The organism is Sediminicoccus rosea (assembly GCF_033547095.1).
Lineage (GTDB): Bacteria > Pseudomonadota > Alphaproteobacteria > Acetobacterales > Acetobacteraceae > Roseococcus > Roseococcus rosea.
Map to the genome: position 1 here is coordinate 511,418 of NZ_CP137852.1, position 14,899 is coordinate 526,316.

The 14,899-nt window shown below is 69.7% G+C and carries 16 protein-coding genes; 5 read left to right on the top strand and 11 right to left on the bottom strand.

Features of this window, described 5'->3' with window-relative positions:
* Positions 1-6: 6 nt before the first annotated feature.
* The 4 genes from R9Z33_RS02470 to R9Z33_RS02485 all read right to left on the bottom strand — a co-directional run bounded on the left by R9Z33_RS02470 (position 7) and on the right by R9Z33_RS02485 (position 4,277).
* Entirely contained in the window at positions 7-687 is a 681-nt protein-coding gene (locus tag R9Z33_RS02470; protein WP_318651603.1) for a response regulator transcription factor, read from the bottom strand.
* A 36-nt stretch (positions 688-723) separates the two neighbouring features.
* Positions 724-1,803: a trypsin-like peptidase domain-containing protein gene (locus R9Z33_RS02475; protein WP_318649726.1), complete on the bottom strand. Its 1,080-nt coding sequence runs from the start codon at positions 1,801-1,803 to the stop codon at positions 724-726.
* A 123-nt stretch (positions 1,804-1,926) separates the two neighbouring features.
* On the bottom strand, positions 1,927-3,102 hold the full coding sequence (locus R9Z33_RS02480; RefSeq protein WP_404830645.1) for an enolase C-terminal domain-like protein: 1,176 nt from the start codon (positions 3,100-3,102) through the stop codon (positions 1,927-1,929).
* A 2-nt stretch (positions 3,103-3,104) separates the two neighbouring features.
* The gene (locus R9Z33_RS02485; protein WP_318649727.1) at positions 3,105-4,277 is read right to left on the bottom strand and encodes a CaiB/BaiF CoA transferase family protein; all 1,173 of its coding nucleotides are present in this window, start codon (positions 4,275-4,277) and stop codon (positions 3,105-3,107) included.
* 132 nt (positions 4,278-4,409) lie between these two features.
* On the opposite strand from R9Z33_RS02485, the gene R9Z33_RS02490 reads away from it, so the two are divergent.
* Entirely contained in the window at positions 4,410-5,204 is a 795-nt protein-coding gene (locus R9Z33_RS02490; protein ID WP_318649728.1) for an enoyl-CoA hydratase, read from the top strand.
* 35 nt (positions 5,205-5,239) lie between these two features.
* On the opposite strand, the gene R9Z33_RS02495 is transcribed toward R9Z33_RS02490, so the two are convergent.
* From R9Z33_RS02495 to R9Z33_RS02515, 5 genes are read right to left on the bottom strand one after another with little or no spacing between them, the layout of a single operon-like run.
* Positions 5,240-6,169 carry a BKACE family enzyme gene (locus R9Z33_RS02495; RefSeq protein WP_318649729.1) on the bottom strand — a complete coding sequence of 310 codons (930 nt, stop codon included), beginning with the start codon at positions 6,167-6,169 and terminating at the stop codon, positions 5,240-5,242.
* Positions 6,170-6,215: 46 nt separating this feature from the next.
* Positions 6,216-6,620 (bottom strand): alternative ribosome rescue aminoacyl-tRNA hydrolase ArfB, encoded by a 405-nt coding sequence (gene arfB / locus R9Z33_RS02500; RefSeq protein WP_318649730.1) that lies wholly within the window; start codon positions 6,618-6,620, stop codon positions 6,216-6,218.
* Entirely contained in the window at positions 6,620-7,567 is a 948-nt protein-coding gene (locus R9Z33_RS02505) for a tripartite tricarboxylate transporter substrate binding protein (RefSeq protein ID WP_318649731.1), read from the bottom strand. The genes arfB and R9Z33_RS02505 overlap by 1 nt, the downstream gene beginning before the upstream one ends.
* Before the next feature lie 31 nt (positions 7,568-7,598).
* On the bottom strand, positions 7,599-8,297 hold the full coding sequence (eutC, locus tag R9Z33_RS02510; RefSeq protein WP_318649732.1) for an ethanolamine ammonia-lyase subunit EutC: 699 nt from the start codon (positions 8,295-8,297) through the stop codon (positions 7,599-7,601).
* A complete protein-coding gene (locus R9Z33_RS02515) occupies positions 8,294-9,655 on the bottom strand; it encodes an ethanolamine ammonia-lyase subunit EutB (RefSeq protein WP_318649733.1) in 1,362 nt (453 codons plus the stop codon). The genes eutC and R9Z33_RS02515 overlap by 4 nt, the downstream gene beginning before the upstream one ends.
* Before the next feature lie 95 nt (positions 9,656-9,750).
* Here R9Z33_RS02515 and R9Z33_RS02520 point away from each other — a divergent pair, with 95 nt between their 5' ends.
* The 4 genes from R9Z33_RS02520 (at position 9,751) to R9Z33_RS02535 (ending at position 13,362) form a co-directional block, all read left to right on the top strand.
* A complete protein-coding gene (locus tag R9Z33_RS02520) occupies positions 9,751-10,302 on the top strand; it encodes a phosphonopyruvate decarboxylase (protein WP_318649734.1) in 552 nt (183 codons plus the stop codon).
* 5 nt (positions 10,303-10,307) lie between these two features.
* Entirely contained in the window at positions 10,308-10,913 is a 606-nt protein-coding gene (locus R9Z33_RS02525; RefSeq protein ID WP_318649735.1) for a thiamine pyrophosphate-dependent enzyme, read from the top strand.
* Between the two features lie 134 nt (positions 10,914-11,047).
* The gene (locus R9Z33_RS02530) at positions 11,048-12,022 is read left to right on the top strand and encodes a hydroxyacid dehydrogenase (RefSeq protein WP_318649736.1); all 975 of its coding nucleotides are present in this window, start codon (positions 11,048-11,050) and stop codon (positions 12,020-12,022) included.
* Positions 12,019-13,362 carry an MmgE/PrpD family protein gene (locus R9Z33_RS02535; protein ID WP_318649737.1) on the top strand — a complete coding sequence of 448 codons (1,344 nt, stop codon included), beginning with the start codon at positions 12,019-12,021 and terminating at the stop codon, positions 13,360-13,362. The genes R9Z33_RS02530 and R9Z33_RS02535 overlap by 4 nt, the downstream gene beginning before the upstream one ends.
* Before the next feature lie 45 nt (positions 13,363-13,407).
* Here the strand turns inward: R9Z33_RS02535 and R9Z33_RS02540 are convergent, their stop codons facing one another.
* Both R9Z33_RS02540 and R9Z33_RS02545 read right to left on the bottom strand, forming a co-directional pair.
* Positions 13,408-14,046 carry an MlaC/ttg2D family ABC transporter substrate-binding protein gene (locus tag R9Z33_RS02540; protein ID WP_318649738.1) on the bottom strand — a complete coding sequence of 213 codons (639 nt, stop codon included), beginning with the start codon at positions 14,044-14,046 and terminating at the stop codon, positions 13,408-13,410.
* An 11-nt stretch (positions 14,047-14,057) separates the two neighbouring features.
* Entirely contained in the window at positions 14,058-14,873 is an 816-nt protein-coding gene (locus R9Z33_RS02545; RefSeq protein ID WP_318649739.1) for an MlaA family lipoprotein, read from the bottom strand.
* Positions 14,874-14,899: the final 26 nt, after the last annotated feature.

A 14,899-nucleotide genomic window follows, 5' to 3' on the forward strand; every position in this document is an offset into this window, starting at 1 on the left:
GGCCGGTCAGGCCTCGGCCCGGATCATGTAGCCGGCGTTCCGGACCGTGTGGATCAGCGGCTTGTCGAAGCCCTTGTCGAGCTTCTGGCGCAGGCGGCTGACATGCACGTCGATCACGTTGGTCTGAGGGTCGAAATGGTAATCCCACACCTTCTCGAGCAGCATGGTGCGCGTCACCACCTGGCCGGCATGGCGCATCAGGTGCTCCAGCAGGCGGAATTCGCGCGGCTGCACGTCAATCTTGCGGGTGCCGCGCATCACGGTGCGGCTGAGCAGGTCCAGCTCGAGATCGGCAACGCGGAGCTTCGTCACCGGCGCCTCGGAGGAGGGGCGGCGGCCCAGCGCCTCGACGCGGGCGAGCAGCTCGGCGAAGGCGAAGGGCTTCACCAGATAGTCGTCGCCGCCGGCCTTGAGGCCCTTCACCCGCTCATCCACGCCCGAGAGGGCGGAGAGGAAAAGCACCGGGGTGCGGTTGCCCTGCTGGCGCAGCGTCTCGACCAGGCGGACGCCGTCCACCCCGCCGGGCAGCATGCGGTCCAGCACCAGCATGTCGAAGGATTCCGAGGCCGCGAGGAACAGGCCATCCCGCCCGTTCGCCGCATGCTCCACCGTGTGGCCGGCCTCCTGCAGGCCCTTCTTCACGAAGCGGGCCACCTCGACGTCATCTTCCACGAGAAGGATGCGCATCATGTTGTCTTGTCCTTCAATCGGGCCCGGGCTTCCTCATCCCGGGCCGGGGGGCCGGCGCCCCACTTGCAACGTAACCTCCTGCGTGCGTCCGTCGCGGAGAACCGTCAAGCGCACATTCTGCCCGGGCGGCACGGCGGCGACGCTGCGGATGAGCCCGCGCGAGGTTTCCGTCCGTTCGCCATTGATGGCCAGCACCACATCGCCCACGCGCAGACCGCCGCGCCCGGCGGGCCCCGAGCGCTCGACGCCCGCGATGAGCACGGCGCGCCGGCTGGCGCGCGGGTCCTCGGCCACCAGGTCCTGCACGGAGACGCCGAGCCAGCCGCGCTCCACCCGGCCCTCGCGCCGCAGCGTCTCGATCACCGGGCGCGCGAGGTCGGAAGGGGTGGCGAAGCCGATGCCGGCGCTGGCGCCGGAGGGCGAGTAGATGGCCGTGTTGATGCCGATCACCTCGCCCGCCATGTTGAAGAGCGGGCCGCCGGAATTGCCAGGGTTGATGGCGGCGTCGGTCTGGATGAAGTCGTCGAAGGGCCCGGCGCCGATGTCACGCCCGCGGGCGGAGACGATGCCTGAGGTGACGCTGCCGCCCAGGCCGAAGGGATTGCCGGCGGCCAGCACCCATTGGCCGATCCGAAGCGACGCGCTGCTGCCGAAGCCCACGGCCACGAGCGGGGTGCGGCTCTCGACGCGCAGCAGCGCGAGGTCGGTCAGTTCATCGCCGCCGATGACGCGGGCCGGGAGTTCCTGCCCGCCCTGCACGCCGACCATGACGCGCTGCGCCTGGCCGACCACATGGTTGTTGGTGACCACGAGGCCAGAGGGATCAATGACGAAGCCCGAGCCCGCGCCCTGCACGCGCTCCCGCCGGCCGCGGAAATAGCGCTCGAACGGCGTGCCGCGGAATTCGGGCGGGGGCTGGACGCTCTGCTCGCCGCTCACGGCGATGTTGACCACGGCGGGCAGCACGCGCTCGGCCAGGTCGGCGAAATCGGGCAGCAGGCCGCGCTGCGCCACGGCCGGCCCGCTCCCGCAGCCGGCCAGCGCGGGCGGCAGCAGCAGCGCGCCCAGCACGGCCCGGCGGCGGCTCAGGAAGGGGGTGGACAGCGGCGGCATGGACGGGTCCGGCGGTTCCTTGGCCAGGGGCCGCCCGCGAATCGGGGCGGGCGGCGCCATTACAGTCCTTATCATCTGGCCAGAGCGGGGCCGGATGCAAGCAGGCCCGCGCGGGTGCCCGGCCTAGAGGTCCTTCAGTACCGCCCAGAGGTCGTTCTTCACCTCGAAGCCGATGCCCGGCACGTCGGGCATGGCGACGCGGCTCTTCTCGACCGGCACGCCGCTGGCGAAGCCGCCGAAGGGCGCGAAGACCTCGGGATAGCTCTCATTCCCGCCCAGGCCGAGGCCGGTCGCGATGTTCAGCGCGAACTGGTGGCCGCCATGCGGCACGCAGCGGCGGGGCGACCAGCCATGCTCCCGCAGCATGGTCAAGGTGCGGAGATACTCGACCAGGCCGTAGGACAGGGCCGGGTCGAATTGCAGGATGTCGCGGTCGGGGCGCAGGCCGCCATGGCGGATCAGGTTCCGCGCATCGAGCATGCTGAACAGGTTCTCGCCGGTGGCGAGCGGCGGCGCGTAGTGCTCGGCCAGCGTCGCGTGGGTGGAATAGTCCAGCGGGTCCAGCGGCTCCTCGTACCAGCGCAGGCCGAAGCCCTGGATGGCGGCGGCGTAGCTGAGCGCCGCATGCAGCCCGAAGCGGCCATTCACGTCCACGCAGAGGCGCGAACCGTCGCCATCCAGCAGCTTCAGCACCGCCTCGATGCGGCTGAGATCGAGCAGCAGGGCCTCGCGCAGGGGCATGCCGGGCGAGCCGCCGATCTTCATCTTCACGACCGAATAGCCCATGCCGAGGTAGCGCTTCATCTCCTCGACCAGGCCATCCACATCCTTGCCGGGGTGGTAGTAGCCGCCCGCCGCATAGACCCAGGCGGTCGCGTCGCTGCGGCCGCCATTGAAGCGGTTGGAGAGAAGCTTCCAGAGCGGCAGGCCGGCCAGCTTCGCCGTCGCGTCCCAGAGCGCCATGTCGAGCACGCCGACGGCGACCGAGCGGTCGCCATGGCCACCGGGCTTCTCGTTCTTCATCATCGCCGTCCAGGCGGGGACGGGATCGAAGCCGCCATCCTCATGGGCGGGCAACTCGCCCGCCTCTTCCAGGCGGGGGATGAAGCGCTCGGCCAGCAGGCCGGGCTGCGCGTAGCGGCCATTGCTGTTGAAGCCATAGCCCGTGGCCTTGCGGCCATCGCCGGATTCCACCGTGATGGCGACGACGCTCGCCGTCATCTTGGAGAAGTCGATATAGGCGTTGGCGATGGCGCTCATGATGGGCAACACGCCCTGGCGGATCGAGGTGATCTTCACCGTCAGATCGCCTTCTGCGCGCGCAGCGCCGCGATCTCATCCGCCGAGAAGCCGAATTCGGCCAGCACCTCCTCCGTGTGCTCGCCGCGCTCGGGCGTGGGGCGGCGGGCGCATTCCACGCCCTCGATCTGCATGGGCGCGCGCACCGTCTTGATCTGGCCCAGCAGCGGGTGCTCCACCGGCATCTCCATGCCCAGATGCTGCACCTGGCGGTCGGCGAAGACCTGGTCCATCGAATAGACCGGGCCGCAGGGGACGCCGGCCTCGTTGAAGCGGCTCACCCAGTACTCGCTGGTGTTGGTGCCGATCACGGCCTGCAGCATGGCGTTGGTCTTGGCGCGGTTCTTCGTGCGCAGCTTGTCGTTCGCCACATCGGGGTCCTTGGCCTCCTCCTGGATGCCGAGGACGGCGACGATGCGCTCCCACATGTTCTGGCCGCCGCCGGCGAGATTCACCACGCCGTCGGTGGTTTGGAAGAGGCCGGTGGGGGTGGTGGTCGGGTGGTCATTGCCGGCCTGCTTCGGCACCTCGCCCTTCATGGTCCAGCGGGTGGCCTGGAAGTCCATCATGCCGATCATCGCCTCGAGCAGGCTGACATGGACCCAGCGGCCCTTGCCCGTCTGCTCGCGCTCCAGCAGCGCCACCAGGATGCCGATGGCGCAATAGAGCCCGGAGGTGAGGTCGGCCACCGGGATGCCGACGCGCACCGGCCCCTGGCCGGGCAGGCCGGTGACCGACATCAGCCCGCCCATGCCCTGGGCGATCTGGTCGAAGCCCGGGCGCTTGGCATAGGGGCCGGTCTGGCCGAAGCCGGAGATGGAGCCCAGTACGATGCGCGGGTTGATCTTCGACAGAGTGTCATAATCCAGGCCGAGGCGCGCCTTCACGTCGGGGCGGTAGTTCTCGACCACCACATCGGCCTTTTCCACCATGCGGTGGAGCGTGGCGCGGCCCTCGGCGGACTTCAGGTTCAGCGTCATGCCGCGCTTGTTGCGATGGACCAGCTGGAAATCGGGGCCATGGCGCTCGCCGCCCATGCCCTTGCTGGTGTCCACCTCGTCCGTCGCCTCGATCTTGATGACATTGGCGCCCCAATCGGCGAGCTGCCGCACGCAGGTCGGACCGGAACGGACGCGGGTGAGGTCGAGGACGGTGAAGCGGCTGAGCGGCATCATGGTGGGAGGTCTCCGGAGGGGTCCGATCGCCGCAGGCGTGAATCGGCCGCCCGGCATCGGTTGGCAGGCATCTTCCACCGGAGGGCTTTCGCTGCAACCCTCCCCGCCACAGGAACTTGAGAGGAACCCGCCATGTCCGATGAACTTCTGCCCAAGGAGCTTTTGGTCGAACGCCGCGACGGCATCGTCTTCGTCACGCTCAACCGGCCCCAGGCCCGCAATGCGCTGACCTTCCCGATGTATGAGGGGCTGGCGAAGCTCGCCACCGAGGCCAACACGGATGACAGCGTGAAGGTCATCGTCATCACCGGTGCGGGCGAGAAGGCCTTCGCGGCGGGGACGGACATCAGCCAGTTCACCAATTTCCGCACGGCGGCGGATGCGCTGGCCTATGAGGAAAAGATCGACCGGATCATGACCGCGCTCGAGACCTGCGTGAAGCCGACCATCGCGGCCATCGCTGGCGCCTGCACGGGCGGTGGGGCGGGCATCGCCTCGGTCTGTGACCTGCGCATCGGCGCGGCCAATGCGCGCTTCGGCTTCCCCATCGCCAAGACGCTGGGCAATTGCCTCTCCATGGCGAATTACGCGCGGCTGGCCACCATGATGGGGCCGACGCGCGTGATGGACCTCGTCTACACCGCGCGGCTGCTGGATGCGGAGGAGATGAAGGCGGTGGGGCTGCTGAGCGAGATCCTGCCGGACCATGCGACCCTCCAGGCGCGCGCGGCGGAGTTGGCGGAGACGCTGACGCGCCACGCGCCGCTCACCATGCGCGCGACGAAGGAGGCGATGCGCCGCCTGCGCGCGCCGCTGCGCGAGATCCATGGCGATGACCTGGTGGAGATGTGCTTCACCAGCGCCGATTTCGCGGAGGGCGTTTCGAGCTTCCTGGCCAAGCGCCCCGCGGAGTGGAAGGGGAAGTGATGGGGAAGGGGGCGCGCTGAGCGCCCCCGCCCGGATCAGAAGGCGACCTGGTCGCCGCCCTTGAGCTGGAGCATTTCGCGGGCCTCGTCCGGGCTCGCGATCTCCAGGCCCAGGCCCTCGATGATCTGGCGCACCAGGCGCACCTGTTCGGCATTGCTGGTGGCAAGGCGCCCGGGGCCGGCCCAGAGGCTGTCCTCCAGCCCCACACGGACATTGCCGCCCATCGCCGCCGCCATGGCGGCGATCTTGAGCTGGTTGGCGCCCGCACCCAGCACGGACCACTGGTAGTTGTCGCCAAAGAGGCGATCGGCCGTGCGCTTCATGTGCATCACATCATCCGGATGCGCGCCGATGCCGCCTTGCAGGCCGAACACGGTCTGGATGAAGAGCGGCGCCTTCACCAGGCCCTGATCGAAGAAATACTTCAGGTTGTAGAGGTGCGAGGTGTCGTAGCACTCGAACTCGAAGCGCGTGTTGTTCCCGGCGCAGGTGGTCAGGATGTACTCGATGTCCTGGAAGGAATTGCGGAAGATGATGTCCTTGTTCGCCAGGTAGGCGGGCTCCCAGTCATGCTTGAACTCCTTGAAGCGGTTCAGCATGCCGAAGAGGCCGAAATTCATCGAGCCGAGGTTGAGCGAGGCGACCTCCGGCTTGTGCAGGGCGGCGGGGCGCACGCGCTCCTCGATGGTCATCGTCGGCGCGCCGCCGGTGGTGATGTTCACCACACAATTGCTGGCCTGCTTGATGATGCCGAGGAAGGGCGCGAAGGCCTCGGGCGACTGGTCGGGCCGGCCATCCTCGGGGTTGCGCGCGTGCAGGTGGACGATGGCGGCCCCCGCCTCCGCCGCGCCGATGGCGGCTTCGGCGATCTCGGCCGCGGTGATGGGCAGGTGCGGCGACATGCTGGGCGTGTGGATGGCGCCGGTGACGGCGCAGGTGATGATGACGCGGCGCGGCTTGGCCATGATGCGTTTCCCCTTTGGATGTGCGTGGAGTTTGGGCGAAGCGCCGCTAATCGGAAATAGGCCCCGAGCGGAGTTTCTTCGTGGCGCCCCGCTTGGTCTTGCTGTCCATGCGGCGGATCTGCGAGCCCTTGGTGGGCTTGGTCTTGCGGCGCTTGGGGGGCGGCGGCTTCGCGGCCTCGTCCAGGAGTTCCTGCATGCGGGCCAGCGCATCCTCGCGGTTGCGCTCGCGCGTGCGGTGGGCCTGGGCCGCGATGATGACCACGCCCTCCTTCGTCATCCGCCGCCCGGCGAGCGTCTTCAGGCGGGCGAAGACGCGCTCATCCAGGCCCGCCTCGGCGGCGCGCCAGCGGAGCTGGACGGCGGTCTCCAGCTTGTTGACGTTCTGCCCGCCCGGGCCCGAGGCGCGGAGGAAATCCTCCTCCAGCAGCAGGGGATCGAGCGTGCGCGCCATTACTGTCTCTGAATGCCGAGATCGGCCAGCAGCGCGCGGTTCACCTGGGATTCCGCGATGAACCGGGCGCGGAATTCGGCGCCCGTCTGGAAGCTCGGCACGGCGTTCAGCCGCTCGGCGATGGTGCGGAAGCCCTCGCTGGTGACGGCGGTGCGGCAGGCGCGCTCGATCGTCTCGGCGATGGCGTCGGGCAGGCCGGCGGGCGCGATCAGCCCGCCATAGGTGGTGCCGGCCATGGGGTAGCCGAGCTCACCTGTGCTGGGCACGTCCGGCAGCGCCGCCATGCGCCGCGTGCCCAGCACCGCCAGCACCGGCAGGCCGGTGGAGGCGGGGATGGAGGCGGCCTCGACGAAGGCCATGATCTGCCCGGCGAGGGCGGCCTGCGACATGGGGCCCGCGCCGGTGAAGGGCACGTTCAGCCCATCCACGCCGGCGGCGCGCAGCAGCTGCGCGATCAGGATGTGCTGCGTGCTGCCCACGCCGGGCGAGCCGAAGACCAGCGCCTCGCGCCCCGAACGCGCATGCGCGATCATGCCCGCGAAGTCGCGGAAGGGCGCGTTGCGGCCGAGGATCAGCACCTGCGGATTGTCATAGACGAGGCAGAGGTAGCGGAAGCTCTCGGGCGTATAGGTCACGTTCTGCAGGAAGGGCTGCGTGGTGATGGCGTTGTTCGGCGAGATGCCGATGGTGTAGCCATCCGGCCGCGCGCGCGCGAGTTCCGCATTGCCGATCGCCCCCGCCGCGCCGCCGCGATTCACCGCCACCACCTGCTGGCCGAGCGCCTTGGACAGCTCGGCCTGGAGTGCCCTGGCCATGAGGTCCGTGTTGCCGCCGGGTGGGAAGGGGATGATGAGCTGGACGGCGCGGCTGGGGTATGCCTCCCCTTGGGACTGCGCCGCTGCGGGCAGGGCCAGCATGGCGGCCAGCATGAGGGTGATCCAGCGCATTCTTGCCTCCCTGGGATTGTTGCGGGGAAGGCTACTCCAGAAGCGGCGCCGCCGTCATGTCGTCCTTCAGCGCCACACCGGTCGCCCCCAGGGCGCGGGCGCCGCGCAGCAGCCAATGCACCTTGGCGGCGGCATCCCGCAGGCTGATCCCGCCGGGGCGGATGTTGCTGATGCAGTTGCGCTCGGCGTCCGTGCGGCCGCGGCGGGGCTGCCAGGTGAGGTAGATGCCCATGCTGTCCTGCGCGGAGAGCCCCGGCCGCTCGCCGATCAGCACCACCACGGCCTCCGCGCCCATTGCCTCGCCGATGTCGTCGCCGATGGCGACGCGCGCCTGCTGGACGATCACCACCGGCCATTCGGCCTCCAGCGCGCGCACCATCGCCGCTGCCTGGCGCTGCACGCCGGAGGCGCAGAGACCGTCCGCCACCACGATCACGGTGCTGCCGGTGCGGGGCAGGCTCTCGCGGTCGGCGGCGCGCATCCGGCGACCGAGATCGGGGCGGAGGAGGTAGGTGCGGCGATCCTCGGCCTCGCTGTGCAGGACCGGCACGGGGCCGAGTTCGGCGCGCAGCGCCTCCACATCCAGCGCGGACCAGACGGCATCGCGCGCCGCCGCATGCGCCTCCTGGAAGTCGAGATGCGCAGCCGTGGGCACCGCATTGCCGGCGCGGCCCAGGCCGACGCGGGCCTCGGTGAAGCGGCGGAGGTCGGACCAGCGGGTGATGCTCATGACAGGCCGATCAACGCGGGCGACAGGCTGGCGGGAATCGCCTCTCCCGGCCCGATCCCCATCCGCTCCAGCCAGGCGGCGAATTCCGGCGCGGGCGTCTTGCCGAGGGCCGCGCGCGCATAGAGCCCGTCATGGAAGGAGGTGGACTGGTAGGCCAGCATCACGTCATCCGCGCCCGGCACGCCCATGATGTAGGTGACGCCCGCCACGCCCAGGCTGGTCAGCAGCGTGTCCATGTCGTCCTGGTCGGCCTCGGCGTGGTTGGTGTAGCAGATGTCCACCCCCATCGGCAGGCCGAGCAGCTTGCCACAGAAGTGATCCTCCAGCCCTGCGCGGATGATCTGCTTGCCGTCGAAGAGGTATTCGGGGCCGATGAAGCCGACCACGGAATTGACCAGCAGCGGCGCATGGGCGCGCGCCACGCCATAGGCCCGCGCCTCGATGGTCTGCTGGTCCACGCCGTGATGCGCCTCGGCACTCAGCGCGCTGCCCTGGCCGGTTTCGAAATACATCACATCCTGGCCGAGCGTGCCGCGCTTCAGGCTGAGTGCCGCGTCCTCCGCCTCGCGCAGCAGGGCGAGCGTCACGCCGAAGCTCTCATTCACGCCTTGCGTGCCGCCGATGGACTGGAACACCAGGTCCACCGGCGCGCCGCGCTCCATGGCGAGCAGCGCGGTCGTCACATGGCAGAGGACGCAGCTTTGCGTCGGGATGTCGAAGCGGGTGCGGACCTCGTCCAGCATGGTCAGCAGGCCCAGCACCTGCTCGATATTGTCGGTGGCCGGGTTCACGCCGATCACGGCATCGCCGGCCCCCATCAGCAGCCCATCCAGCGTACTGGCGGCGACGCCGCGCAGGTCATCCGTCGGGTGGTTGGGCTGCAGGCGGATGGAGAGCGTCCCTGCAAGCCCAATGGTGTTGCGGAAGCGCGTCACCACACGGCACTTCTGGGCCACGGCGATCAGGTCGCTGATGCGCATGATCTTCGACACGGCCGCCACCATCTCGGGCGTCAGGCCGCGGCGCAGCGGCGCCAGCACCTCGGGCTCGGCGGCCAGCAGCCAGTCGCGGAAGCCGCCGACGGTGAGGTGCGCGATGGGCGCGAAGGCGGCGGCGTCGTGACTGTCCTGGATGAGGCGCGTCACGTCATCCTTCTCGTAGGGGATGACGGCCTCGTTCAGGAAGTGCCTGAGCGGCAGGTCGGCCAGGGCCCGCTGCGCGGCCACGCGCTCGGCCGCGCTGGTGGCCGCCACGCCGGCCAGCGCATCGCCCGAGCGGAAGGGGGTGGCGCGGGCCAGCAGCGTCCGGAGGTCGTCGAAGACGTGCGTGGTGCCGCCGATGGCGTGACGGAAGGGCATGCGTCTCTCAATCACGGGGAATGCGTTGAAATCAAGGGTTGATGACTTGTCAGCCGCCGTCATGCGGCGGAAACTTGCCGCAACGGAGGATGTCCATGAACCAGCACCAGGTGGAGAGCGCGCCGGATGCGGCGGCCGATTGGCCGGATCGCATCTATGATCTGCTCAAGCAGTACAACGTCCGGCAGGTGGCGCTCGTGCCCGATGCCGGCCATTCGCGCCTCATCAAGCGCTGCCTCGCTGACAACACGCTGCGCGTCGTCACGCTGACGACGGAGGAGGAGGGCATCGCCCTCATGCAGGGCGCCTGGCTGGGCGGGGATCGCTCGGTCCTGCTCATGCAGTCCTCGGGTGTGGGCAACTGCATCAACATGCTGTCGCTCTCGGGCATCCATCGCACGCCGATGCCGATGATCATCACGATGCGCGGCGACTATGGCGAGTTCAACCCGGCGCAGATCCCCATGGGCCAGGCGACGCAGGCGGTGCTGGAGGCGATGGGCACCATCGTCCATCGCGCCGATGCGGCGGAAGACGTCGCCTCCACGGTGGAAGCCACGCTCAAGCTCGCCTTCAACACGTTCCGGCCGACGGCAACGCTGCTCGGCCAGCGCCTGCTCGGCGCCAAGACCTTCGGGAAGGATTGATCGCCATGGTGGGTGTGGGCGCTTCCGGGAAGATCGACCGGCGGGATCTGGCGCGCGTGCTGCTGGAGGATCGCGGCGGCATGCTGGTGGTGGCGGGGCTTGGTGCGCCCGCCTGGGACATCACGGCCGTCGGCGACGGGCCGCAGAACTTCCCGCTCTGGGGCGGCATGGGGGGCGCGGCCATGATCGGCCTCGGCCTCGCGCTCGCGCAGCCGGAGCGGCAGGTGCTGGTGCTGACCGGCGATGGCGAGATGCTGATGGGCATTGGCAGCCTCGCCACCGTCGCGCACCAGGCGCCGAAGAACCTCGCCATCGTCGTGCAGGACAACGAGCATTACGGCGAGACCGGCATGCAGGAGACGGCGACGCGCCACGGCACGGATCTCGTGAAGATGGCCGAGGGTGCGGGCATCAAGCGCACCATGCTGGTGACGGAGCCGGGGCAGGTGACGGCACTCAAGGCTGCCATCCACCGACAGGAAGGGCCGTTCTTCGCGGTGGTGAAGATTGATCCCGCGAGCAAGCCGCTGGTCCTGCCGCCGCGCGAGGGCGCGATCCTGCAGGCGCGGATGCGCGAGCACCTGATGGGCCCGGCGGCGCATCTCGCATGACAGCGAGGGGCTTTGCCCCTCGCACTCCCCAGCAGGGAACGTGTTCCCTGCACCCATATTCGATCGAAGGTGCAGGAAACTGAGTTTCCTGCCGGGGTCCAGGGGCGGAGCCCCTGGCTTTGAAGGGAAACAAAATGCCGCACGTCGTCCTCCTCCGCTCCCTCCATCCCGACGCCGAAGCGGCGCTGAAGGCCGAGCCCGGCTTCACCGTCGAGACGGTGCACGACACCAGCCGCGAGAACCTGGTGAAGGCGATGGAGCGCGGCGAGGCGATCATCGTGCGCGCCACGCCGATCAACGCGGATTTCCTCAGCTTCTCGCCCAAGCTCGCCATCGTGGCGCGGCATGGCGTGGGCTATGACCAGGTGGACGTGCCGGAGCTGACCAAGCGCGGCATTCCGCTCACCGTCACGGCGGACGCGAATGCGCTGAGTGTCGCCGAGCACGCGATGATGCTGATGCTCACCATCGCGCGCCAGGTGCAGACCTATGACGCCAACACCCGCGCCTTCAAATGGAGCAGCGTGGAGGCGCCCACCACCTGGGACCTGGCGGGGATGACGTTGCTGGTGGTGGGCTTCGGCCGCATCGGCGGGCGCGTCGCGCGGCTGGCGGCGGCCTTCGGGATGGATGTGGTGGTGCATGACCCCTATGTGGCCATGAACACCGTGAAGGGCGCGGGCTTCCGCTACGCGAAGACCTTGCAGGAAGGACTGGCGCAGGCGGATTGGGTGACGATGCATTGCCCGTCCAACGCCGAGAATCGCGGCATGGTGAATGCGGAATTCCTCGCCGCCATGAAGCCCGGCGCCCGCTTCGTGAACACGGCGCGCGGCACGCTGGTGCAGGAACAGGCGCTGGCGGGCGCCCTGCGCAGCGGGCATGTGGCGGCCGCGGGGCTGGACGTGTTCTGGGACGAGCCCGTGGTGAAGGACAACCCGCTGCTCGGCGTGCCCAATGTGGTGATGACGCCGCACACGGCGGCCGCCACGGTGCAGGGCATGCGGCGCATGGGCCTCTCCTGCGTCGATTCCATCATCCGCCACTTCAAGGGCGAGATCGATGTGGACATGGTGATCAACAAGGAAGTGCTGCGGAGCAACCGTTGAACCCTCTGCCCATCCTGGCCGAGCACGCGGCCTCCTGGCGCACGGCGCCGCTCAGCTCGGATGTGGAGCACGCCGCCCGCCGCGCGCTGATCGACTGGTTCGCGGCGCTGCTGCCCGGCTGCCGCCAGCCGCCCGCCACGCTGATGGCCCGCGCGCTGGCGGATGAGCGTGGATCGGGCCGCGCCGTCTCCTACGTGGATGGTGCGCGCACCGGGTTGCGCCATGCCGCGCTGATCAACGGCACGGCCAGCCATATCGTCGAGTTCGACGACATCTGGCGCTGGGGCGTCTATCACCCGGGCTGCCCGACGGTGGCCGCCGCGCTGGCGGCGGCGCAATCGCGCGGCACCGACATGGCGGCGCTGCTGCGCGCGCTGGTCGCGGGCTATGAGGTCTCCTGCCGCATCGCTCAGGCGGTGCAGCCCTCGCATTACGATTACTGGCACACCACCGGCACGGTCGGCACCTTCGGCGCCGCCGCCGCCGTCGCCGTGCTGCTGGATTGCGATGCGGCGCAAACCGCGCATGCCATCGCCACCGCCGCCACCATGGCGGGCGGGCTGCAGCAGGCCTTCCGCGGCGATGGCATGAGCAAGCCGCTGCACCCCGGCCACGCGGCGGAGGCGGGCGCCTTGGCCGCCATGGCCGCGCGCGAGGGGATGACCGGCGCGCTTGACGTGCTGCACGGCCCGGCCGGCTTCGCCGCGGCCACCAGCGCGGATACCGGGAAGTGGGACAAGGCCATCGCCGCCATCGGCAAGCCGCTCACCATCACGCAGATGACGGTGAAGAACCATGGCTGCTGCGGCCATATCTTCGCGGCGCTCGACGCCACGCGCGACCTGCAGCGCGAGCACGGCTTCACGGCGAATGACGTCGAGAGCCTGCATGTCGGCGGCTATGCCGCCACGAAGAATGTGTGCGACCGCCCGCATGCGACGACGGAGCAGGAGGCGCGCTTCTCCACGCAGTTCACCATCGCGAGCATCATGCTGTACGGCGGCGTCCGGCTCGATGCCTTCATGCCCGCCCGCCTCACCGATCCCGCGATCCGCGCGGTCATGCCGCGCATCACGGTCAGCCTGGATGAGGAATGCGAGGCGGCCTTCCCCGGCGCGCGCAGCGCCAAGGTGACGATCCGCCTGCGCGACGGGCGGGAACTGTACCGCCACCAGCCGACCCGCAAGGGCGACCCGGATGCCCCGCTCTCCGACCTCGAACTGGACGAGAAATTCCTGGAGCTGGCCGGGCCGGTGCTGGGCGAGGCCGAGGCGGCGCATTTCCTCGGGCAGCTGCGCGGTAGCGACGAATTGCCGGGTGAACTGAAGCTGCGCGGCTGAGCCGGGCCCGCGGTGTGGCCACCACGGGAAACGCCCGGCTGAAGCCTATTGGCGCGCCTGCATCTGCTGGAGCTGGCCGCGCATCGCGGTCAGCAGGGCGGAGACCTGGTTGCCGCCGCGCTGCACCACCGCGCTGTATTCGCTGCGCTGGGTGAGGCGGAGCGAGGTGCCCTCCGCCACCAGATCCACCACGCGGGGCTGGCCGTTCACGTCGGCCACGCGCCAGTCGAGGTTCACGACCGGCGTGCCCGGGCGCTCGACGATGGTGGTGACCAGCACGTCCTCCTCGGTGCGCTGCTGGCTGCGGCCCAGCGTGAAGCGCACGCCCTGATACTCGCCGAGGCGGGTGGCCAGGTTGCGGATCAGCGTCTCCTCGAAGAGGCGGAGATATTCCTGCTGCTCGGCCGGGGTGGCCACGCGCCACCAGCGGCCCAGGATGAAGCGGCCCGTGCCCTCCATGTCCACCGCCTGGCGCAGGATGTTGGCCACGCGCTCGCGCCGCTGGGCGGGGTTCATGGTGGTGCTGTTCAGAGCCTCGACCAGGGCGTTGCCGGTGGTCTGGATGAAGGCCACGGCGCGCGTCGCGTCCATCTGCGCGGCGGCGGGGCGGGGCAGGGCGAAGGGGGTGGCCAGCGCGAGGCCGGCCAGGAGGGCGGCGCGGCGACCGACGGAGAGGGTTTTCATCGGAAGATCACTCAGCGGGAGGGTTGGGGCGTCGTCGCGGGCGGCAGCGTCACGCCGAGGCCCACGCCGAAGCCCGTGCTGCCGGCGGCGTCGGGCGCCACGGGGCCGGTGTTGCTGATCTCGTTCTGGCGGCGCTGGCGATAGGCGCTGCGCAGCGTGGAATAGGGATCGAGCGAGGTGGCATAGAGCGTGTCGAGCGTGTCGAGCACGCCCTCGCGCGCATCGAGCACGGTCATGCCGGCGCGGACCCAGCGCAGCGCCTCGACCACCTCGCCCTGGCCGAACCAGAACCAGGGGCTGGCCACCGCATCCACACCGGCACCCGTCAGGTCACGGAAGTTGGAGGGACCGAGCACGGGGATGAAGAGATAGGGACCTTCGCCGACGCCCCAGGTGGCCAGCGTCTGGCCGAAATCCTCGCCATGGCCGGGGATGCCGAACTGCCAGGCGGCGACATCCACGAGACCGCCGATGCCGAGGGTGGAGTTGATCAGGAAGCGGGCGGCGGTGCGGCCGGCGCGGTCCATCTCGCCCTGCAGGATGTCGTTCATCAGGATGGTGGGGGCGCGCAGATTGCCCAGGGCATTGCGCACGCCCTCGCGCACCGGCGGCGGCACGGCGGCGCGATACACCACGGCGGCCGGGCGCAGCACGACCGCGTCGATCACGTTGTTCACGTCATAGAGGCCGCGGTTCAGCGGCTCCAGCGGGTCATTGTTCGCCTCATATTCGGCGAGCGCCTCCGGATCGGAGGCATCGGGGCGCGTGGCGCAACCCGCAAGCCCGATCACGATCAGGGCGGTAGCCAGGAGAGGGCCGAAGCGCATGGGTTGAACCGGACCTTTCTCGACGG

Excerpts from the sequence above, each read along its gene's own strand:
- R9Z33_RS02495 (WP_318649729.1), bottom strand. The coding sequence starts at position 6,169 with ATGGCCAAGCCGCGCCGCGTCATCATCACCTGCGCCGTCACCGGCGCC.
- R9Z33_RS02490 (WP_318649728.1), top strand. The coding sequence starts at position 4,410 with ATGTCCGATGAACTTCTGCCCAAGGAGCTTTTGGTCGAACGCCGCGAC.
- R9Z33_RS02540 (WP_318649738.1), bottom strand. The coding sequence starts at position 14,046 with ATGAAAACCCTCTCCGTCGGTCGCCGCGCCGCCCTCCTGGCCGGCCTC.
- R9Z33_RS02515 (WP_318649733.1), bottom strand. The coding sequence starts at position 9,655 with ATGCCCTTCCGTCACGCCATCGGCGGCACCACGCACGTCTTCGACGAC.
- R9Z33_RS02475 (WP_318649726.1), bottom strand. The coding sequence starts at position 1,803 with ATGCCGCCGCTGTCCACCCCCTTCCTGAGCCGCCGCCGGGCCGTGCTG.
- R9Z33_RS02485 (WP_318649727.1), bottom strand. The coding sequence starts at position 4,277 with ATGATGCCGCTCAGCCGCTTCACCGTCCTCGACCTCACCCGCGTCCGT.
- R9Z33_RS02520 (WP_318649734.1), top strand. The coding sequence starts at position 9,751 with ATGAACCAGCACCAGGTGGAGAGCGCGCCGGATGCGGCGGCCGATTGG.
- R9Z33_RS02530 (WP_318649736.1), top strand. The coding sequence starts at position 11,048 with ATGCCGCACGTCGTCCTCCTCCGCTCCCTCCATCCCGACGCCGAAGCG.
- R9Z33_RS02505 (WP_318649731.1), bottom strand. The coding sequence starts at position 7,567 with ATGCGCTGGATCACCCTCATGCTGGCCGCCATGCTGGCCCTGCCCGCA.
- eutC (WP_318649732.1), bottom strand. The coding sequence starts at position 8,297 with ATGAGCATCACCCGCTGGTCCGACCTCCGCCGCTTCACCGAGGCCCGC.
- R9Z33_RS02470 (WP_318651603.1), bottom strand. The coding sequence starts at position 687 with ATGCGCATCCTTCTCGTGGAAGATGACGTCGAGGTGGCCCGCTTCGTG.
- R9Z33_RS02525 (WP_318649735.1), top strand. The coding sequence starts at position 10,308 with ATGGTGGGTGTGGGCGCTTCCGGGAAGATCGACCGGCGGGATCTGGCG.
- R9Z33_RS02545 (WP_318649739.1), bottom strand. The coding sequence starts at position 14,873 with ATGCGCTTCGGCCCTCTCCTGGCTACCGCCCTGATCGTGATCGGGCTT.
- arfB (WP_318649730.1), bottom strand. The coding sequence starts at position 6,620 with ATGGCGCGCACGCTCGATCCCCTGCTGCTGGAGGAGGATTTCCTCCGC.